18 protein-coding genes are annotated in these 22,431 nt (G+C 45.9%); all 18 read left to right on the top strand.

Features of this window, described 5'->3' with window-relative positions; translation table 11 throughout:
- The first annotated feature begins 2 nt into the window (after positions 1–2).
- Entirely contained in the window at positions 3–1,193 is a 1,191-nt protein-coding gene (locus tag ACX1C1_RS15905; protein ID WP_458953150.1) for a CaiB/BaiF CoA transferase family protein, read from the top strand.
- Complete coding sequence (locus ACX1C1_RS15910; protein ID WP_458953151.1) at positions 1,183–1,956, top strand: enoyl-CoA hydratase/isomerase family protein; 774 nt, start codon at positions 1,183–1,185, stop codon at positions 1,954–1,956. Before ACX1C1_RS15905 ends, ACX1C1_RS15910 begins: the two co-directional genes overlap by 11 nt.
- Positions 1,957–2,016: 60 nt before the next feature.
- Positions 2,017–3,483: an aldehyde dehydrogenase gene (aldA, locus tag ACX1C1_RS15915; RefSeq protein WP_458953152.1), complete on the top strand. Its 1,467-nt coding sequence runs from the start codon at positions 2,017–2,019 to the stop codon at positions 3,481–3,483.
- Positions 3,484–3,583: 100 nt separating this feature from the next.
- A complete protein-coding gene (gene dgoD, locus ACX1C1_RS15920; RefSeq protein WP_458953153.1) occupies positions 3,584–4,732 on the top strand; it encodes a galactonate dehydratase in 1,149 nt (382 codons plus the stop codon).
- Between the two features lie 641 nt (positions 4,733–5,373).
- Positions 5,374–6,738 (top strand): ABC transporter substrate-binding protein, encoded by a 1,365-nt coding sequence (locus ACX1C1_RS15925; protein ID WP_458953154.1) that lies wholly within the window; start codon positions 5,374–5,376, stop codon positions 6,736–6,738.
- Positions 6,739–6,847: 109 nt separating this feature from the next.
- The gene (locus ACX1C1_RS15930) at positions 6,848–7,750 is read left to right on the top strand and encodes a carbohydrate ABC transporter permease (protein ID WP_458953155.1); all 903 of its coding nucleotides are present in this window, start codon (positions 6,848–6,850) and stop codon (positions 7,748–7,750) included.
- The gene (locus tag ACX1C1_RS15935; protein WP_458953156.1) at positions 7,740–8,582 is read left to right on the top strand and encodes a carbohydrate ABC transporter permease; all 843 of its coding nucleotides are present in this window, start codon (positions 7,740–7,742) and stop codon (positions 8,580–8,582) included. The genes ACX1C1_RS15930 and ACX1C1_RS15935 overlap by 11 nt, the downstream gene beginning before the upstream one ends.
- A gap of 33 nt (positions 8,583–8,615) precedes the next feature.
- Entirely contained in the window at positions 8,616–9,686 is a 1,071-nt protein-coding gene (locus ACX1C1_RS15940) for a glycoside hydrolase family 117 protein (RefSeq protein WP_458953157.1), read from the top strand.
- Positions 9,687–9,722: 36 nt separating this feature from the next.
- Positions 9,723–10,148 (top strand): VOC family protein, encoded by a 426-nt coding sequence (locus ACX1C1_RS15945; RefSeq protein ID WP_458953158.1) that lies wholly within the window; start codon positions 9,723–9,725, stop codon positions 10,146–10,148.
- Between the two features lie 37 nt (positions 10,149–10,185).
- Positions 10,186–11,271 carry a glycoside hydrolase family 117 protein gene (locus ACX1C1_RS15950; RefSeq protein ID WP_458953159.1) on the top strand — a complete coding sequence of 362 codons (1,086 nt, stop codon included), beginning with the start codon at positions 10,186–10,188 and terminating at the stop codon, positions 11,269–11,271.
- Between the two features lie 363 nt (positions 11,272–11,634).
- On the top strand, positions 11,635–12,852 hold the full coding sequence (locus tag ACX1C1_RS15955) for a family 16 glycosylhydrolase (RefSeq protein WP_458953160.1): 1,218 nt from the start codon (positions 11,635–11,637) through the stop codon (positions 12,850–12,852).
- A 21-nt stretch (positions 12,853–12,873) separates the two neighbouring features.
- Entirely contained in the window at positions 12,874–15,999 is a 3,126-nt protein-coding gene (locus ACX1C1_RS15960; protein WP_458953161.1) for a sugar-binding protein, read from the top strand.
- Between the two features lie 80 nt (positions 16,000–16,079).
- Positions 16,080–16,517, top strand: coding sequence for an RbsD/FucU family protein (locus tag ACX1C1_RS15965; protein WP_458953162.1), 438 nt, complete (start codon positions 16,080–16,082; stop codon positions 16,515–16,517).
- On the top strand, positions 16,510–17,949 hold the full coding sequence (locus tag ACX1C1_RS15970) for a sulfatase-like hydrolase/transferase (protein ID WP_458953163.1): 1,440 nt from the start codon (positions 16,510–16,512) through the stop codon (positions 17,947–17,949). Before ACX1C1_RS15965 ends, ACX1C1_RS15970 begins: the two co-directional genes overlap by 8 nt.
- Before the next feature lie 242 nt (positions 17,950–18,191).
- A complete protein-coding gene (locus ACX1C1_RS15975; RefSeq protein WP_458953164.1) occupies positions 18,192–19,781 on the top strand; it encodes a spore germination protein in 1,590 nt (529 codons plus the stop codon).
- Between the two features lie 18 nt (positions 19,782–19,799).
- Positions 19,800–20,903, top strand: a complete 1,104-nt coding sequence (locus ACX1C1_RS15980) for a GerAB/ArcD/ProY family transporter (protein WP_458953165.1) — start codon at positions 19,800–19,802, stop codon at positions 20,901–20,903.
- Positions 20,900–22,150: a Ger(x)C family spore germination protein gene (locus tag ACX1C1_RS15985; RefSeq protein WP_458953166.1), complete on the top strand. Its 1,251-nt coding sequence runs from the start codon at positions 20,900–20,902 to the stop codon at positions 22,148–22,150. The genes ACX1C1_RS15980 and ACX1C1_RS15985 overlap by 4 nt, the downstream gene beginning before the upstream one ends.
- A 12-nt stretch (positions 22,151–22,162) precedes the next feature.
- Complete coding sequence (locus ACX1C1_RS15990) at positions 22,163–22,387, top strand: hypothetical protein (RefSeq protein WP_458953167.1); 225 nt, start codon at positions 22,163–22,165, stop codon at positions 22,385–22,387.
- The last annotated feature ends 44 nt before the right edge of the window (positions 22,388–22,431 follow it).

The raw sequence follows: 22,431 nt of genomic DNA on the forward strand, positions 1-22,431 counted from the left end.
GGATGAAGCTGCTGGAGGATATTGTTGTACTGGATTTCAGTCAATATCTGGCGGGCCCAGTCTCTGCGCTTCGATTAGCCGATCTGGGGGCGCGAGTTATCAAGATTGAAAGGCCGAATACGGGTGATGGCAGCCGTCAGCTCACTCTGGCTAATCTTCGGGTAGATGGAGAAAGCACCGTATTCCAGTCTATGAATCGGAACAAAGAAAGCTACGCCGCCAACCTGAAGGAGCCTGCCGATCTTGCGAGAGTGAAGAGGCTGATCCAGCAGGCGGATGTCATCATAGAAAATTTCCGTCCCGGCGCGATGGAGAAGCTGGGTCTTGACTATGAATCGGTCAAGAAGCTGAATCCCGGTATGATATACGGCAGCATTACCGGCTATGGCGGCGAAGGCCCTTGGAAGAACAAGCCGGGTCAAGATCTGCTTGTACAATCGATGTCCGGCCTTGCATGGCTGAACGGAGACGGTGATCAGCCGCCGGTTCCCTTTGGCCTGGCTACAATTGATTTGCACACTAGCTCCATGTTCGTTCAGGCTTTGCTTGGACTGCTCTATAAGCGGGAGAAGACGGGTGTCGGAGGACTTGTGGAGATCAGTCTGATGGAGGCCGCGCTTGACTTCCAATTCGAAGTGCTCAGCGCTTATATGAACAAGGAGCCGAGAGAGCTCCCCGCACGTAGCGGGTTCCGGAATGCGCATGCCTATCTGGGCGCGCCGTATGGCATCTATGAAACAGGGGATGGATATATTGCGCTCGCCATGGGCTCCATTCTGACTTTGGGCGAGCTGCTGCAATGCGAGGAGCTGCTTCAATATACGGAGCAGGCATCCTGGTTCAATGAGCGCGATCTCATTAAGAAGACATTGAATCGTCATCTGAAGACAAGACCCACAAGCGAGTGGCTGAGTATGCTGGAGCCGGCGGATTATTGGTGCGCAGAGGTGTTCGATTGGGAGCAGTCGCTCCAGCATGAAGGAATTAAAGTGCTGGATATGTTCCAGGAGGTCGTAAGGCCAAGCGGCGCGGTGTTTAAGACGACCCGATATCCCGCCAGGGTCAATGGCCGGCTTCTTACGCATCGCAAGGGAGCGCCTCCTGTCGGCGAGCACACGATTCAAATCAATGTGGATTTTGGCCTCGACGGTTCGGTAGAGAACGATGGAAGGGGTCAAGCCGATGGGGAATAACGATATTCGTTATGAGATTGACAATTATATAGGGACAATCACGCTTGCCAGGCCGGGCAAGCTGAATACCGTTACCCGGGCAATGGGCGAGACGCTCAGCCAGCTCTGTCAGGAGATTAACAAGGACAAAAGCGTAAGGGTCGTCGTTCTGACAGGCGAAGGCGAGAAGAGCTTCTCTGCCGGCAGCGATATTGAGGTGCTGGACGATTACGGCAGCCCATGGGATCTGCGTAATCGGGATGATTATTGTATGGCGATCCGCAGCATTCGCAAGCCCGTCATTGCGATGGTCAACGGGTATGCCATTGGCGGCGGACTGGAGCTTGCCTTGCATGCCGATATTCGTATGGCCTCCTCGAGCGCCAAGTTCGCAGCAGCAGAAATTAAGCTGGGCTGGATCGGGGGCAGCGGCAGTACGCAGCTGCTACCAAGAATAGTTGGAGCGGGCAAAGCTAACGAGATGGTGTTGACGGGGGGGCTGTTGTCGGCGGAGGAGGCTTTGCGCTGCGGATTGGTAGAGCAGGTCGTGGAGCCGGGTGAACTGAAGAAGCTGGTCTACGAGACGGCAAGCACAATCGCTGCGTATAGTCCAATTGCTGTCGAGAACGCGAAGCTTGCGCTTCGTGCGGCTATGAATATGCCGCTGGATGCAGGGCTGCAATATGAGAACAGCTTGTTCTCCTTCTGCTTCACAACCGAGGATGCGCTGGAAGGCAAGGCGGCCTTCAAGGAGAAGAGAGCGCCGGAATTCAAGGGACAATAAGGAAGGCAGCTGGAAAAGGCGTTGTTGTCTTACCACTTAATATGAGGGAGATGGATTTGGATGATGAAGGGCAATCGTAATGGACAGGATTATTATCGGTTATATATAGACGGTCAATGGGTGGAATCCGCCTCGGATCGACTGGTCGAGGTGCATAATCCCGCGAATGAAGAGGTTATCGGTCTGGTGAGCGATGCCGCTGCCGAGGATGTGCAGAGGGCGCTGGAATCCTCTGAGCGGGCACAGCAGGCTTGGCAGGCGCTGCCCGCTGTAAAGCGCGCGTCTTACCTGGTGAAGCTGGTGGAGAAGGTGAAGGAGAAAAAGGAGTTTCTTGCCAAGCTGCTTGTGATGGAGCAGGGCAAGACATACCGAGAAGCGCTTGGCGAAGTGGAGGATACCATGGCGTATATGATGTACGCTGTGGAATCTGCCAACAAAATTAAAGGCGATATTCTGCCTTCCAATAAGGAAGGGGAAATGCTGCAAATCCGCAAGATTCCATATGGAGTCACCATCGGTTTATGCGCATGGAACTATCCGCTGGCCTTGATCGGAAGAAAGCTCGGCCCGGCGCTTGTAACGGGCAATACGATGATTATTAAGCCGCATGAGCTGACGCCAATCGCATCGGCCGAATTTTTTAACCTGATTCATGAGGTGGGCTTCCCTCCTGGCGTCGCAAACTTCGTGACAGGCACAGGCGCCGAAGTGGGGCAGCTTCTGGTGAGCAGTCCAATTACGAAGATGGTAACGGTAACCGGCAGCGTGCGCGCAGGTCAGCAAATCTACAAAGCTGCTTCGGACAATATTACCGCTTTGTCGCTGGAGCTGGGCGGCAAGGCTCCGTTCATCGTATTGGAGGATGCGGACATTGACCAAGCGGCTGCAGCGGCAGTCACGGCAAGATTCGCGAACTGCGGCCAGGTATGTGTATGCAATGAGCTGGTGCTCGTTCACGAGAAGGTGGCGGAGGCCTTTACAGCCAAGCTGTTGGAGCATATGAAAGCGATCAAAGTCGGCGATCCCTTCGACAGCACAGTTACGATGGGGCCTAAGGCCAATGGCAACGATCTGACGAAAATCGACGCTATCGTGCAAGAAACGGTCGCCCAAGGGGCCAAAGTAGCGGTGGGTGGCAAACGTCCAAGCGGCGGCATCTTCGATAAAGGCTATTGGTACGAGCCGACGGTCCTCGTCGATGTCAAACCGGATATGGCAGCGGCGCAGAAGGAGATATTCGGCCCGGTGCTGCCGATTGTTACGATCGGAAGCTTCGAGGAGGCGATCAACATCGTCAATTCCAGTGAGCTGGGCTTGTCCGCCTACCTCTTCACAAGCGATATGAAGAAGATGATGCACGGTACGGATGTGCTCCAGGTGGGCACAGTATTCGTCAACCAGGGCATGTCAGGCGGCATGCAGGGCTACCATAGCGGTCATAAGCTGAGCGGACTTGGCGGCGAGGATGGCGAATATGGATTGGAAGGCTACATGCAGAAGCGTGTCGTCTACTTGAATTATAAGTAAGGAGAGGGGCTTGCGGTCGGTGGACCGCAGGCTCATTTCCTATTCGCACAGCTGTATTTCAAAATTGACTGCAAGCTGAAGCTCGAGGGAGGCAAGTACCATGAAAATTACAGATATAGAGTTATTCCAGATTGAACCCAGATGGCTGTTCGTGAAGATCAGCACAGACATGGGCTTTGAGGGCTGGGGAGAGCCGATTCTGGAGGGTAGAGCATCGACGACCAGAGCAGCGGTAGAAGAGCTGAAGGATTACCTGCTTGGCAAGGACCCGCTCAAGATCGAGGATCACTTCCAGGTCATGTACCGCGGCGGCTTCTATCGGGGAGGTCCCATCCTTATGAGCGCGATTTCCGGTATTGAGCAAGCATTATGGGATATTAAAGGCAAATATTACAACGCTCCGATCTATGATCTTCTTGGTGGTTCCGTGCGGGACAAAATCAAGGTTTACGCCTGGATTGGCGGAGACCGGCCTAGCGATATAGCTGCTCACGCCTTAAATCAGGTTGCGCTAGGCTTCAAGGCGCTGAAGATGAATGCAACGGAAGAGCTGCATTATATAGACGAATACAAAAAAATCGATCAGGCGGTAGCTCGGATGCAAGCGGTAAGGGACGCAGTCGGTCCAGATGTAGGCATTGCGGTTGACTTCCACGGCCGAGTGCACAAGACGATGGCCAAAATTCTGGTAAAGGAGCTGGAGCCGTGCAGGCCCATGTTTATTGAAGAGCCAGTACTTCCAGAGCATAACGAAGCGCTTCGGGACATTGCTAGGATAACGAATACGCCAATTGCAACAGGCGAGCGTATGTATACGCGCTGGGGCTTCAAACAGCTGCTGCAGGATGGGTATGTGGATATTATTCAGCCGGATCTATCCCATGCCGGCGGTATCTTGGAAACAAAGAAGATTGCTGCCATGGCAGAAGCTTACGATGTTAGTCTTGCGCCTCATTGCCCGCTTGGACCGATCGCGCTGGCCTCTTGCTTTCAGGTCGACTATAGCACGCCTAATTTTGCGATTCAGGAGCAAGGCCTGGGCATCCAGTACAACCAGGGCACCGAAATGCTTGGCTACTTAAAGGATCCGCATGTATTCCGGTATGAGGCCGGGTACGTTCATATGTCCGACAAGCCGGGTCTCGGCATCGAAATCAATGAGGAAGCGGTGAGAGAGGCTGCCGCAAGGGGTCATCAGTGGCACTCGCCGATCTGGCGCAACGAGGATGGGTCTTATGCCGAATGGTAACAACAAGCTATGGGAGTATCTGATCACGCAAATATACCTAGTACGATGACAGAGCAGCTCCTGCGGGAGTTGAATCGTACCAACCGATTCAAATCGTTATGGATAACGGTAGCATAGCGGCAGGTTTGAGGCTGTCTGGAGGAGTTGATTCTTAACTCTTCTGGGCAGTTTTTTTGACTAGTAACTCTCAAAAGGGAGGGGACAAATCAGCAGGAAGTAACATCGATCCAGATAATCGACTAAATACCTATAAAGGATAAGTGTGAGTCGAGCTCTGGTGAAGACGATGGAACATGAGAAGTTTTTAAACTAACATTAGAATCTGTTCCGAAAAAATTTTGATTAAATATAATATCGAGTCATTATTCCGAAATTGTTGACATTAAGTATTTGGTACTGTACAATTAAGTCATCACTACAATGATTTAATTTTCCAGAGTACAAGGTTTGTTCTGTACATTTCTAATCACATAGAATGTTGAGGGGGGATTCAACGGAAATTTGTAATCGCTTACTTTAGATTATGTTTAAAAAAATGCTAAAAACGGGATAACCTGGATTGAGTTGCTCTCTCTATCCACGATAATCGATTGACAACGATTAGTGATGCTGGAGGAAATCAAAAAGAGGGGGAGTACTACATGTTTGATCGAAGTACTATGATTGGTAAATTTCTATTATTACTAATGTGCTTGATGTTATTCGTAGTAGCAGGCTGTAGTGGGAATGATGATACAAAAAACGCACAGGAAGATTCTGGTGGAACTTCTGCTAGTGAAACATCCAAAGGGTCAGATTCAGACGAAACTGTAACACTTGAGGTATGGACATGGGAGAAGGCTGAACCAGACGATTATGCAATTAATGAGTTTAATAAGATGTATCCAAACATCAAAATTGAACATAATGTCATTGGTTCCAAAGAGATTCCTGTTCGATTACAAACTGCACTTGCATCTGGATCAGACTTGCCTGATATTATATGGCTTGAAATGGGTGTTAGGGGGAAATTGTTATCACTTGATGTGTGGGATGATCTAACGAAACCACCATATAACATTGATGTTTCTCAATTGTTTGATTTTATGATTCCGCTGGGTTCAAACGAAAAAGGTGAATTCGTAGCTTTAGATGGCGGGCCATCGATGGCAGGTTTGGGGTATAAGAGAGGGTTGGCCAAAGAATTTTTTGGAACGGATGATAATAAAGATTTAGAATCAATTCTGCCAACTTGGGATGCCTTTATTGAAAGAGGTATTGAAATAAAGGAAAAGTCAGATGGTAAGATATTTATGCTTCCAAGTCTATCTGATGCTATGGTCATGTTAAAGGGTCAAAATAATGCACCATTCTATATGGAAAATAGGCTGAATCTGAAGGAATCGCTTGGTACATCGTTTGAATTGTTGATTCGGATGAAGGAAGCTGGAATTGTAGACACGATCATATCAGGTACACCTGCGCATTCAGCCTCTATCTCTCAACAAAATCATGTTTTCATGCCGTTACCTGATTGGGGACCCACCTGGATTATTAAGCCAAATGACCCGGAAAGTAAAAACCAATGGGGAATTATGGTTCCTCCTGAAGGAGGCTTTCCGTGGGGGGGAGCTGCTTGGGCAGTTCCGAAACTTGCTAAAAACAAAGAAGCTGCAGCTATATATTTAAATTGGATGATGTTTAGCGAGGAAGGTGCAACTGTAAGAAGAGATGGCAAAGGTTATACATCGCCCTTGAAACGTTTATATGAACCAGAAGTGAATTTTTACAGTAAGGAAGAACCACAATTCGGTGGACAGGATGTTATGAAATATTTCGGATCAGACATTGTAGTCACTCAAAAACCAGCACGTCCTGTTACAGAACACGATAAAGAATTTCAGGATGCAATTAATTTAGCGGTAAATGCACTCAATAATAGCAAAAGTACTCTAACTGTTGATGAAATGTTAGATATCGTGTCGAAAGATATTTTGACCAAAATTCCAGATTTAATAGCTGAGTAATTATTATTAATTAGGATGATGTAACTCAGCGTAACAGATAGATATTACTACGCTGAGTTACACAGCTCAACCAGATTAATCCATAAGGAATAGGAAGGTTGGTATTGATTTGAAAAAACAATATGTACCGTATCTTATGATACTTCCGTTTTTTACTATATATATCTTATTTCAATTATACCCTATTGTTTTTTCATTTTTTGTTAGTTTTACAGGCTGGAATGGCATAGGGGAAAAGACTTATGTTGGGTTGGGGAATTACCAGAGGTTATTACAAGATCGATTATTCTATAAATCAGTTGGGAATACATTGTTGATAATGGTTTTCACGATTCCACTTCAAGTTATAACAGGGATATTTCTAGCAGCATTTTTGAAAGATTTTACAAACAAACTAAGGTCGTCGCTGCAGCTGTTTAATTTTCTTCCCTATTTAACGACTCCCGTTGCGGTGGGGATGCTGTTTCAAATTATGTTCGAATGGAAGTATGGATCGATTAATGGAATTCTATCAAAAATAGGTATTATCGAAACTCCTATAAATTGGTTGGGGGAGGAATTGGGGGCAAGGGTCGTAATAGTGCTACTCACATTTTGGAGTGCATATGGCTATATGATGGTTATGTTTCTGACAGGTCTATCTACCATTCCAAATTCATTATATGAAGCAGCGAAAGTCGACGGAGCATCATGGTTTAAATCATTCAGAGTCATTACAGTACCGTTACTTAGACCTATTATGACGTTTGTAGTGACGATGAGTATTATTGCTAATTTAAAGCTCTTTGATGAACCTAAAGTTTTATTTACAGCTGATTCTACACAAAGCATTCCGCTAGGAGGTCCAGATCGCTCTGTTTTGACAATTGTTATGAATTTTTATGACACGACATTTAGTCAATTTCAATTTGGTTATGGTTCATCAATGGCATTTGGATTATTTGTCTTAATATTCATATTTTCATTATTTACTATGAGAATAATGAACAGAGGTGATTACAATGCGAGGTGAGTATATTTCTGAGAGAAGATCTAAATTTGGAATAATACTTGTATATGTATTTCTAGCTGTAATGACAACTGTTTCTTTATTTCCTTTCTATATAATGTTGATTATGGGTACATATGTGAATGAGGAGTTGTTTACCGGACTAAAGTTATTACCTGGTAATTATTTGTTAAATAATCTACACACTGTATTTGAGAACGATTTCCTAGTTTATTATAAGAATAGTCTCATAGTTGCGACTACAGCTAGTATTGGAGTTGTATTTATCAGTACTCTGACGGGCTTTGCTTTTGCAAAATTAGAATTTAAATTAAATCGTATTTTATTCTTGTTTATTTTAGGTACACTTATGATTCCATCTCAAGTAGGGCTTATTGGATTTGTTATTGAAATGAAACAGTTTGGTCTTGGCAATTCATTAATACCTTTAATAATTGTACCTATGGCAAATGGATTTGGTGTTTTTTGGATGAAACAATATATTAGTGCATCAATCCATGATGAGGTTTTAGATGCAGCAAGAGTAGATGGAAGTAGCATTATGAATACATTTTTTAAAATAATCATTCCACTTGTTAAGCCTGCTATTATTACGTTGTTTTTATTGTTTTTTCTGTGGAATTGGAATGACTTCCTAACACCACTTGTATTGTTAAATGACCAATCGTTGTATACTATTCCGCTTTCTATTGCAATGATTGGTTCGCTTCATAGAAGTGATTATGCAGCTCAAATATTATATCTTGCCCTAGGGACGATACCCATCTTGGTTTTATTTTCTTTAGGTTCAAAGTATTTAATTCAAGGAATGACTTCAGGTAGTGTAAAGGGCTAATGAATGAACTAGTTAAATGATGGAGGGATTCAGTTGATTAATAGAAAAGAGAGCTCTGCTACTAAGAGAGCACGTGAAAGAGCTTATTTTAATAAAGGAAGCGAATGGCAGTGTACATTTGAAACCAAACCGGCCTCTGGTCTTACCCTTGAAGAAGGAGTACATCGAAGGGATCCGAGTAGCGTTATATTTCACGATAAATTCTATTACACATACTATACAAAATCTTACGGCTCTCATACAGGATTTGGTTCTGGTGATCTCAACAATAAGGTGTTCCAATGGGATATGTCTGAAATTTGGTATGCAACATCGGTAGATGGATATGTATGGGAAGAAAAAGGTGTTGCAATTCAAAGAGGCCCTCATGGTAACTATGATGATCGTAGTGTCTTTACTCCAGAGATACTAGCAAGTAATGGTTTGTTTTATTTAGTATATCAAACAGTTCAATACCCCTATTTAAGAAGATCCAAAGAGCATATTGCTTTAGCATTTTCTGATTCACCAGCTGGACCATGGGAAAAACTGGATAGACCTATATTAAGTCCTGCCGATAACGGTATATGGTTAGGGGATGAGGATAATCGATTATCGGTGGTGAGCAAAGGGGATTTTGACAGTTTAAAGGTTCATGACCCTTGCTTGTTTCATTATCAAGGGAAATATTACTTATATTACAAGGGGGAGACGATGGGTGAAGAAATTCAAATGGGGGGACGTGAGACTAAATGGGGGGTTGCAATTTCTGACCATCCAACAGGACCGTACGTAAAATCTGAATATAATCCGATTACTAATAGCGGACATGAAACTTGTTTGTGGAAATACAAGTCCGGAATTGCTGCGATTCTTCGAACAGATGGAGTGGAGAAAAATACAGTCCAGTATGCTGAGGATGGCATAAATTTTGATATTGTGGCAGTGATTAATAATCCGCCAGAAGCGCCTGGACCTTTTCGCTCAGATGATGTGTCTGAACCTCTGAAGGGGATGGAATGGGGATTAAGCCATGATGTTACAAGTAATTGGAATTACATACTTCGATTCGATATTAATTACACACAAAGATATATGTACAATAAAAAATTAAAGAATCAATAGAAAATATAAATATAAGTGTAGAGGGAGAAAATTACGATGGATTATATCGTTAAAGGTTTGGCTAACATTTGCATACACACTAAAGATATGGAAAAGTCGATTAGGTTTTATACTGAAATTTTAGGTTTTGATGATTATTATCAGTATGTATTAAAAAATGGGACGTTAAATGGAATGCAGTTTAAGTTTCTTCGTGCTGGATCTTGTATCCTAATGCTGGTGAAACCTGCGGACTTGAGCTGGGTACAGGATTTAGGTAATACCAATGGTGATCATTTTGCTCTTGAGGTACATGGAATCGATGCAATAGTAGAAGTAGTTAAATCGGCAGGTTATGCAATCGAGGAGGAGGCACCAATAGGGATACCGGATTTTTTTCCAAGCGGTCGAAGAACGATTCATATTAAGGGCCCAAACAATGAACGTATTGGTTTGGTCGAGTATGGATACAACCAACTATGATCTGAATAATTGCATCTGATTGAAAGGAAGGGTATAGATGAGTCAGGTTGAAAAAAAAATAAGTAGAGCAATGAAAAGAGCCATCGAACGAGGTTATTTTGATAAAGGAAATGAATGGTTTTGTGATTTTCGACTAGAGCCAGTCGACGGGTTAGGAATGGAAGAAGGTGTTCATAGGATCTCACCTAGTGGTGTAATACGACATAACGGGATATATTACACTTGGTATACAAAATCTTATGGAGAACATTATGGCTTTGGTTTGGATGAATCAAGCAAGAAGGTAGTACCATGGGATTTGGCGGAAATCTGGTATGCAAAATCTGACGATGGAAAGACGTGGACTGAAATCGGACTGGCCATACCTAGGGGTGAGCAAGGTTGTTATGATGATCGTAGTGTATTTTCTCCAGATATACTTGTATGCCAAGATAAATTTTATCTAGTGTATCAATGTATGAGCAGAGAGTATAAATGTCGCTCTAAACAATTTATTACCATTGCAAGTTCTAATTCACCAGAGGGCCCATGGGAGAAAGCGGATGCACCAATTTTGAGTCCTGCAAACAATGGTATATGGGCAGGGGATGAAGATAACCGATTTGTGGTAGTTGAAAAAGGAGATTTTGATAGTCATACTGTTCAGGAACCAAGGTTATTTCATTATCAAAATAAGTATTTTTTATATTATAAAGGAGAACGTATGGGTGAAGAACTCTATATGGGTGGAAGAGAAACAAAGTGGGGGCTCGCAATCGCTGACAATCCAATGGGACCCTATATAAAATCAGAATATAATCCAGTCACAAACAGTGGTCACGGTACATGTCTGTGGAAGTATAAAAGTGGAATGGCTGCATTACTCAGGCAAGAGGGAATCGAAAGAAATACAATACAGTTCGCTGAGGATGGAATTAATTTTGAAATTATGGCAGTAATTAAAGAAGCTCCAGGATTAACAGGCCCTTATAGACCGAATGATTATTCTGATAATGATGATCCATTAGAAGGTATTAATTGGGGCCTTACTCATAATATGAATGGGAAGTGGAGTTATATTGTTGGCTTTAATATTAACATGAGTCAACGAAATAATTATACTAAAAAACTTACTTTTGAATAATGGATAAAAATTAGGCTCTATAAACAATAAAGAACAAGAACCGAAGTGGCTGAGGTTGTCCGTAGACTGCTGGACAAATCTGATTTGATTTAATCTATAAGGAAGATTGTGAGAGGCCTCTAGTTGGAGGCCTCTTGCTTATTTAGGCAGGCGGAGAGAAGCACCATGTAACGATAAACGGTTGGGATTGGATTTGATTCCAACATGCTGGTCATCCGGAAGTAGTTATCCTGCTATAAATAGTCGAAAATGTGAATTTTGGAGGTTCGTTGATTCATTTACAATAGATTACATAAATGAAGAAGCGGGGTGATGTGTTAGTAGTAAGCGCTTACCATAAAAGGTATGAATGGAGTGATGACGATGACAAGAGTGTTGAAGGGAAAGATTGTTTTCTGGCTTTTCATTATGGCATTAGGGACTGCTCCTGCCAGCTTCGGCGTCCAATTCTCTGAGGCTGCGGCATCGTGGCCAGCTTCCGATCCCGGCAATACGGGAGGATGGATTGTAAACGATACGTTTAGTGATGAATTCAGCGGCTCATCACTGAACACAACAAAATGGCATAATGAACATACGTATTGGAGCGGACGAAATCCTTCTCAATTCGACCCAGCAAATGTCTGGATCAGTAATGGCTCGGCTAAGCTCCGAACGAAAAACGAAAATTTAATCAAAAATGGAAGCTTTGAAACAGGCAATCTGACCAATTGGTCTACTTGGGGTTCAGGGACGAAATCAGCATCCACCTCAGCAAAATATCGCGACTTGTATGGCGTTGTCATTAATGGTCAAGGGGCTGCTGTGCAAATCATTACAGGTCTGCAGCCCAATACGACTTACAAGCTTTCGGCATGGTTGAAAAAAGGATCGGGCAGCAAAGTGAATGTAGGTGTTAAAAATTATGGTAGCAGTGAGAAGTGGAAAGAAGTAGCCAGCTCAAGCTGGTCGCTCGGCACTGTGGAATTTACGACGGGTTCAACAAATACAAGTGCTGAGGTGTACGTATACAACGCCGGAGGAAGCGGAATTGTCTACGGAGATGAAGTATCTGTCGTCCGTAAGGTAGTCGCAGCATCTGGAGAAACGATGTTAAACGATAATTATATTACAGCTGCAGTCATACAATCCAAGACAAAAGCGCCTTACGGTTATTATGAAGTAAGGATGAAAGCGGCAGACGCTTCGCATACAAGCTCCTTCTGGCTGCAAGGAGATTATTCGGAAATTGATGTTGTTGAAGCATTAGGGAATTCAACGAGGAACGCTCATAAGGATACGATAATGCCAACTAACACTCATGATTTCCGTAACGGTTGGGCCAATGATATTGCAGATCCATTCGACTATCAAACAAACACCAGGCTAGCTGGAGATTACCATACGTATGGTGTGGAGTGGAGCCAGACACATATTAAATGGTATTTCGACGGTCAACTAATTCATACAAAATCTCATTCGTTTATGTATGAGAATCAATACATTTTTTTGGATACCGAAATATTTGAATGGGATGGACTTCCGGGAGACAGCTTGAATTCCATCTTCGAGGTGGATTATATTCGTGCCTGGCACAAATAACTGTGAAAAGGTGAAATAAACATGACAAAATGGGGTAATGCGAAAGCGGTTCATTCCGTGATTGTTGCAGCACTCTTCCTAAGCCTATTGGGGATGCCCATATCACAGGCTGCAGCAGAGGAGGCGAGCAAGGTGAATGCGTTTGAGAACGGGGGCTTTGAATCGGGACAGTTGCCTGCACGATATGCGAAGTGGGGAAGCGGTTCGGCAGCTGTTATGACGGAACAGGCCTATACCGGAACGTACGCGCTTGCGTATACCGGGCAAGGGGCGATTGAATTCCCGATATCCGGTCTACAGTCCAATACCGAATACAAGCTGGCTGTGTACGCCAAGCTAGGGACTAGCGCTGGAGCCACTCTTGGTGTTAAGGAGCATAACGGTACTGAGGACAACTATACTCTTATTCGCGGGACAACCTACAGCTTATACGAAATGATGTTTAAGACAGGTGCTGTCCAAACGTCCGCAAAGGTCTATCTGTATAATGAAAGCGGTTCCGGAACGATCTATGCCGATGACTTTGAGCTTCTGGTTGAATCACAGCCGCCGCCCATAACGGAAAATGTTGTCGATAACTTCATTTATCCGTTATCCGATTCGGACAACGTTCGGAGCTGGAAGTACAGTCTGGATTATTCCGATGAATTCGTCGGTGAAGCGCTAGATTTGAATAAATGGAATGATCATCATACGTATTGGTTAGGCAGACAGCCCTCGATATTCTCATCGCGCAACATCCGGCAAGAGAATGATCAACTAATATTAACAGCCAAATATGAAACGATACCTGAGATGGCGGAAGCCAATGCGGCGCTGAGTCCCAATAGCCCACAGTATGAGAAATATACGACAGCGGCTGTCCAGTCCAAAACAAAGACGGGCTACGGCTATTATGAAATCAAAGCCAAAGCCGCCCCTGTTTCTATTACAAGCTCATTTTGGCTGCAGGGCAGCGAAACGGAAATTGATGTATTCGAAACGGTAGGACGTTCGACCGTCAATCCCGGCAGCGGTTATGAAATGCCTATGAACACACATTATTATGCTGGTGGGGACTGGTCCAAGGACATCGCTAACCCAGGCGTTTATCATTCGGAGGATGATCTTACAGCAGACTTCCATGTGTATGGATTGGATTGGAATGCCAAGTGGATTCGGTTTTATTATGACGGGGAATTGGTTCGCGAAATTCGCAACGATGTATTCCATGAGGATCAATATATTTTTATGGATATGGAAACATTTACTTGGGCAGGGCTCCCGTCGGAAGCCTCGATGGCAAGTCCAAACGGAGATTATGTCATTGAATATATGAGGGTCTGGCGATCTAACGAGCCTATTTCGGATGAGCCGGAGATGGAGCAGCCGCCGGTCAAGGCTGCAGAGGCGTTACGCGGCTCACCCGAGCTGAATGCTTCGATCCCAGATCCGTTATGGAGCCAAGCGAAGGAGATCGGTTCGCTGCATGTCAAAGGCGGGAGCACTTCAATCACAGCAAATGCGAAGACGCTTTGGGATGAGTCGTTTCTGTATATTCGAACGGAAGTGAAGGATGCGGATATTGCGGGAGTGGAACCAAACGAGACGTATAAAAACGATTCCGTCGAAGTGTATGTGGACTACGGTAATGAGAAATCCAAGCCGTATGACGGCAACGATACCAAGTGGAATGTGGATTACACGGGCCGCAGCTCTGGAATCAACGTACCTGAGGGCGCCCGACAATCCGTTCATCAGACCCAAGACGGCTACGTTGTAGAGATGGCTCTCCCGTGGGTGAGCGGTGCGTCAGCGGGCTCAATAATCGGATTTGATATACAAGTCAATGATGCGAGAGTGCCGTCAGGAGTTAGGCAAGGGTATATGGGCTGGAACGACCCGCTTGATCAAGTGTGGCAAAACATGGGGATGACGGGTAATTTGACGCTTAGCTCAGTCGCTGCAATCATGCCGCCGGTATATACCCACACACCGTCCCCTGACCCAAATGAGGTCAAGTGGTCCATGAACGGTCAGGTGATTGCAGGTGGAGCAGTTGTGAAGTCCCTCATCGAAGGGCAAACGGCGGCAACCGTCTATCCAGGCCGTAAAGGATTAATAGAGGGTTTGGCTTCGGTGGATGACGGGGCTGTTGTAACGATGGAGCTCAACAGCAGCACGGATATTGTGATTGGCCAATTGGATGGTCTATTGCTAACCGCTATGGCTGACAAACAAGCAGTACTTGACTTCCAGACAGATATGGCAAGTTATCGGCTGCCTGTACAGCAGATCATCGCATCGGAGAGCTGGAAGTCGCTCCTTAAGCAATCAGGATCCCGTGAAACCGGAGTGGAGGAGCTCCAGGTGCAGCTCCGGATTGCCAAGCTGACAGTGGAGGAGAAGAGGGGTATTGAAGCCGCAACGGATGCTCAAGCTTTGAAGTCAATCGGCGAGCCAATCGTATTCGTCATTCATTTGCTGCATGGTCAACAAGTGATGGAGCTGGGATCGTTCCATACTTATGTAGAGCGGACAATTCCATTGCCGGATGGCCTTGATCCCGCACAAGTGGCTACTGCTGTAGTTGTGGAACGTGATGGCAGCGTCCGTCATGTGCCAACGAACATGATATTCCGTGAAGGAAAGTGGTATGCAAGCATCAAAAGCTTGACCAACAGTATCTACACACTCGTCGAGCATAATGTTCGCTTGATGGATATCATTCGTACGACAGCCAAAGAAGAAATCCAGAGTCTGGCGTCCCGAACAGTTGTGAAGGGGTTGCCAGACGGAACCTTCCGACCGGAAGAACGAATAACCCGCGCCGAATTTACGGCTATGCTCGTGAGAGCGCTGGGCTTAAGGTTGGACTCGACACAGCAGCCGTTCAAGGATGTCAGTGCAACCAGTTGGTATAACGTCTATGTCAGTACCGCTGCTGAACATCAACTGATTCGAGGATATGGAGATGATACGTTCAGACCGATGCAAAGCTTGACCTGGGCAGAAGCCGCTGAAATGCTGGGCAATGCGATCAGGGTTACGGGACTTCCTGGTCCTGATCTGCCGCTCCAGGATGAGGCTCATGTCTACTTAACGCGTGGAGAAGCTGCGGTTTCGATATATGGGCTCCTTTCCAAGATATTGGAAGTAGGTATTTGAACATTAGAAGTCGAGATTGATTCTTCTATATGTACCATCGAAGGGCTATGCTGGGAACAGATGAGAGAGGGGGAATACATTTGCTAATCGGAATTCCCGGCCTATTGCCGCCGGATTTGTTAAAGGTGATGAGAGAGATGGGACACGGCGATGAGCTGGTGCTGGCTGATGCCAACTTTCCTGCAGCAAGCCATGCGCAACGACTCATACGATGTGATGGCCTGGGCATTGTTGAACTGCTGGAAGCGATTGTCAAGGTGATGCCGCTGGACGATTACGTGGAGAAGCCATCCGCGGTTATGGCCCTAGTCCCTGGTGATCCAGTAGGGACAACGATTTGGGACTCTTACGAAGCGATTCTGAACAAGAAGACGGGTTTGTCTTCATCATTGGAATCACTTGAGAGATTCAGCTTCTATGAACGCAGCCGGTCAGCGTATGCCATTGTTGCAACGGGAGAACGTGCGCAATACGGCAACCTGATTCTAAAGAAGGGGGTTGTACGCGAACATGACTAGACAGGATAGGCAGCAAGCGCATAAAGCCGACAAGCCCAATGTCGTATTCCTGTTCGCTGACGACCAACGATTTGATACCCTGCACGCTTTGGGTAATGACGACATTCAAACGCCGCATCTGGATCAGCTGATCCAACAGGGTACAGCCTTCTCGCAAGCGCATATTCCAGGCGGAACGGTAGGTGCGGTCTGTATGCCCAGCCGTGCGATGCTGCATACAGGGAGAACACTCTTTCATATTCATGACGATGGAAGAAGCATACCTGACGATCATGTTCTGATGGGGGAGACATTCCGTGATGCCGGTTATGCCACCTTCGGGATTGGAAAATGGCATAACGGTACAACCTCCTTTAACCGGAGCTTCAGTGACGGAGACGACATCTTTTTTGGAGGGATGGAGGATCATTGGAACGTGCCTGCTTGCCATTATCACGCGGATGGTCAATACGCGGCGGCACTTCCGATCATAAGAGACTACATGATGTCAAACGAAGTGGAATATCGGCTTGGAGACAGGGTTCAGGCTGGCGTTCATTCAACGGATCTGTTTGCGAATACAGCCGTCAACTGGATTCATCGGTTCAGGGAGGAGAGGCCTTTTTACCTGTATGTGTCGTTTATGGCTCCTCATGATCCTCGCAGCATGCCGAAGAAGTATAGGAATCTGTATGATCCGTCATTATTGACGTTGCCTGACAATGTTGCGAGCGAGCATGCTTTCGATTACGGTGTGCGTGACATAAGAGATGAGAGGCTGGCGGCTTACCCGCGCACTGAAGAGGAAATTCGCAGACATCTTGCGGAATATTATGCCATGATTACGCATCTGGACGATCGGATCGGCGATATTGTCAGTGCGCTCAAGGAAACGGGGCATTACGAAAATACGATCATTGTGTTCGCAGGAGACAATGGACTGGCGGTTGGTCAGCACGGGCTAATGGGCAAACAAAGCTGTTATGAGCATAGCGTCAGAGTGCCGCTGATTTTCTCGGGACCACTTGTTCCGCATTGTCTGCTAAGAGATGAATTTGTCTATTTATCCGACATCTTTCCTACTTTGTGCGAGTTAGCAGACGTTCACATTCCTTCGTCGGTCGAAGGAACGAGTCTGAATCCATTGTTGCAGGGTGATCGTATGATGCCGGAGCGGGATAAGCTGTATTTGGCCTATGCCGACCTTGTCAGAGCCGTAAAGAGCAGGGAATACAAGCTGATCGTATACCGAGGCAAGTCACAGTTGTTCCGTTTGAGCGATGATCCTTTGGAACAGAACAATCTGATCGGTCAGTCTGAGACTTGGAGAGTGGCGGAAGAATTGATGAACGCACTGATAGAGCACAGCTATACTTCAGGAGATCGCGAGCATCCGGCAGGGCAGCGGTTCTGGGGACAGATTGACAGACAACCGCAAGGAACTTGGATCTAGGCGAATTTCACATACGTTGGCGCCACTAGGCTGGATCCAGGCCCATTGTATGTAGAATCGCTCCATCACCCCATCACCCCATCGTCCCAATGGATATACCTATAGACTTACACAAACTTCTTTACGCTACCAAGACGCAAGGCGGCCAATCGCCCTGCGTCTTTTTGTTTGAACAAAAGATGCCAAATAATGTTCATTATTTTGGGCATTCTATACAACATTGCAGGAAAGGATGGGAAGCCATGCGCAGAAGGAAGCTAAGCAGCTATCTCAAATCAATTGCTTCAAGAGGAAAAAAAAAGAAGAGGTCTATCGATGATCAGGCTGCGCTGCAGCAATCAACCTTGAGCCCATCCTTGTCTGACAATCTGAAAGTGATCGAGCAGATGTTTCTACATTGCAGCGATGTCATCTTCCGCAAATTTGAAATCCATTCGGTGCCCAAACGTGCTGCAGCGATCGTATGGATGGACGGGATCGTTGATACGATGATGGTTAATGAAGATATATTAACTCCGCTTATGGATGCGGATGCGAACGACATCGAATCATCCAATATATTATTTTCTATCCGAACGAGCCTGCTCCATACTGCTAATGCGCAGCAGCAATCCAGTTATACGGATATCGTTAATGGTGTGCTGACTGGAAACTGCGTCATCCTTATTGATGGGGAGTGTGCCGCGCTGACCGTCAGTGTCAAAGGGGGAGAGATGCGGGCGATCTCTGAGCCGGCGACAGAGGCGGTTGTTCGAGGCCCTAGACAGGGCTTTACTGAAAATTTCCGCACAAACACGTCTATGATCAGAAGAATTGTCAAGACGCCGGCATTGAAGATGGAAGCCTGCAAGATAGGAAGGTTGACGAAAACAGATGTCGTTATCTCCTATATTCAGGGGGTAGCGGATGAGAAGGTTGTAGAGGAGGTTCGTCAGCGTATTCGGCGGATTGATATTGATTCTATTCTCGAGAGCGCTTATATCGAGGAATTAATTGAGGATCAACCGTATTCTCCCTTTCCGCAAATTGCACATTCGGAGCGGCCGGACAAGGTTGCGGGCGAGCTGCTAGAAGGCAAGGTTGCCATCGTGGTAGACGGTACGCCCTTTGTCCTTATTGTGCCTGCCGTATTTGTACAGTTTCTGCAGTCTAGCGAAGATTATTACGAACGTTATCCGTTGGCGTCTGCTATTAGAGTCATCCGATACTTCTTTTTTTTACTGGCGCTTATCTTGCCTTCTGCCTATATTGCTGCGACGACCTATCATCAAGAGATGCTTCCAACGCCCTTATTGATCAGCATAGCGGGTGCCAGGGAAGGTGTTCCGTTCCCTGCATTTGTTGAAGCGCTCCTGATGGAGGTCACCTTCGAGGTGCTGCGCGAAGCCGGTGTTCGGTTGCCAAGACCAGTTGGTCAAGCGGTTAGTATAGTGGGCGCGCTTGTTATTGGCGAGTCCGCCGTCAATGCGGGTATCGTTTCGTCGGCGATGGTTATTGTGGTGGCAGTCACGGCTATTGCTTCATTCGCTATACCGGCATTCAATATTGCGATTACGTTCCGACTGCTGCGGTTTCCGATGATGGTGCTCGCTTCAATACTTGGTTTTTACGGTATTATGCTTGGTATTCTTGCCATCCTGATTCATCTATGCACGCTTCGTTCATTCGGCGTTCCCTACTTTTCGCCCATTGCACCGTTTCATAGCGACGAAATGAAGGATGTTGTCTTCCGCGCTCCTTGGTGGAAGATGAAGAAGAGGCCGGGGATGATCAGCCGCAACAATCGTACACGGCAACAGACGCCCAAGCCGGAACCGCCAAGCTCATCCTGACGGGAAGTGTATATATCAATGATTGAAAATGTGCAGATTAGCAGTCGGCAATTGATGTTTCTTATCGTATTTACGATATTGCCGACAGCGGTATTGTTTGTCCCGGCGATCACGGCCGCAGCCGCTAACGAAGATGCTTGGCTGTCGACCGTGACAGCAACAGCTGCCGGATTAGCACTTTCGCTGATTGTGACAAAGCTTGCCTCCCTTTATCCAGATAAATCGTTGGATCTGTTCAGCAAAGACATCGTCGGGCGGATATTAGGTATGTGTATTGCCATCCTATATTTTTGGTTTTTCCTTCATGGCAGCTCTATTGTATTAAGAGAATATGTGGAATATCTTTCTACCGCCGTGCTTCCGGAAACACCTCTCCCCGTGCTGATAGGCACAATTTTGTTTCTTGCGGCAATAACGGTTCGATGTGGCCTCGAGGTGATCTCCCGTCTTGCGGAAATCATCTTTCCAATCTTGATGTCAATGATTGGGTTCGTGTTGCTATGCACGATCCTGGATGTCGACTGGAGCGGATTTCTCCCTATAATTCCAGAGGAACCAAAAGCCGTTCTGCATGGCGCATATACACCTTTCAGCTGGCTTGGAGAGGTTGTCATGGCCGCTTTTCTAATTCCTCATATGAAACGCAGGAAGGACAGTAATAAGATTGTGCTTCAAAGTATTTCATTGATAGGAATTATCTTGACAGCTGCGGTGCTGATTGCAATTGGTGTGTTTAGCTCCCCGGAGGTAGCCAGGATGCAGTATCCGATGTTTGAGCTTGCACGATTTATTCAAATAGATGATTTTCTCGAGCGGGTGGGATGGTTGATCAGTAGCCTATGGATATTAGGCGTTTTTCTGAAAGTAACGATTTTTTATTATGCCGCTGTTCTGGTTGCTGCTCGATTGTTTCGATTGAATGCGTACAAGCCGCTTGTTTTTCCTTGTGGGCTGTTGATTATGCTGTTATCCATTTGGTTATACGGCAACATCATCGAACTGGTCGATTTTCTGTCCGTGACCTGGCCGTCATACAGCCTCATCCTGTTTGAGGCAGGCATACCGTTAGGTTTGCTGCTGACTGCATTAATTCGGAGAAGAGGAAGGAGCAAATCCGGATGATTAAGAAACGAGTCGTCATGTTCTTTGTTATCCTGATGCTGGTATTAACCTCCACTGCATGCTGGGATCGAAAAGAAATTGACAAATTAGCGATTGTGATCGGGCTAGGCATAGATAAATTGAACGGAACGGATGATATCCTGCTTACAGCTCAAATTGTTAATCCCTCTGCGATGCAGAAGGATATGGGCGGTGGCGGACAGCAAAGACCGTTTGTGGTTACGACGGCTGAAGGGGAGACGGTGTATGATGCGGTACGTAACTTTTCCAAAGACTCGCCGCGCCGTCTGTTCTTCTCTCATAACAGCATTATTGTAATTGGCGATCAATTGGCAAGGTCCGGGATTCATGATATTCTCGATTATTTCGAGAGGGATCCGCAGTTTCGCCGTACCTCCTGGATGCTTGTTGCCCCGAAGACGGCAAAAGAAATTTTGGAAGCCAAGCTTGATCTTCAGAAATTAACGGCTATTGGCATCAAGAATATGATTAATGAATTTCATCAATCCTCTGCGGTGAGAGTCGTTCAACGCAAAGACTTTATGAGTGATTTGTCCAGCAAATCCGCATCGGCAGTTGCTTCCCGGATTGAACTGATTAATGAAAGTGCCGGCATACAGAAAAAGCTGAATGAAGCATCTGATTCTACCGGTCATGCCGAAGATACGGAGCACATCAGCACTAAGCAAACAAAACAATTGCGGTTAAGCGGCACGGCGGTTTTCCATAAAGACAAGCTAGCGGGTTATCTGAATTCAGCTGAAAGCCGTGGGATTTTGTGGGTGCTTGGAGAGGTGAAAGGAGGCGCCGTCGTTGCGGCTTGCCCTGGCGACAAGAATAACAAGGTGGTATTCCGCATCGATCGATCCAAGAAAAAGCTGCGTCCTTCATATGCGAAGGGAGATGATTCATTAAAGATGATGATTGAGATTCATGAGGAGAGCGTCATCGAGGAGATGAACTGCAAGGGAATAGATATATCGAAGCCGGCAACGATCAAGCAACTGGAGCAGTTGCTTTCAGAGGATGTTGAGAAGCGGATTATGAGATCGGTTCACAAAACACAAAAAATGAAATCGGATATTCTTCATTTCGGAGAAGCATTTCATCGAAAGGATCCAAAAAGATGGAAGGAGCTAGAAAGTAATTGGGGCGATAGTTATGCAAAGGTAGATGTGACTGTCGATGTGCATTGCAAAATACGACGAGTTGGCATGATTTCAAAATCGGTTGAAATTAGGGAATAGAGGGGCATAGCCATGTTCGTGTTTATTTTGTTATCAGCTGCAGCAATGATCTGGATAGAGGTTCCGGCATTGATTCAGCGAAAGAGCTGGAAGGAACTGGCGGTATTCTCCGGTTTCTTGCTCGCGGGGATCAGCTTGGGAGTCATACTCGTGTTTCACCTCCCATTCCCTAATCCGGCCAAAGGGATTGAAGTTGTCTTCAAGCCTGTAACGAAATGGCTTTCCCAAGGGAAGTAGCCAAACGATATGGCTGTTATAGAGCAACAGAGGGGAAGGAGGTT

This window comes from Paenibacillus sp. strain BS8-2 (assembly GCF_054483835.1).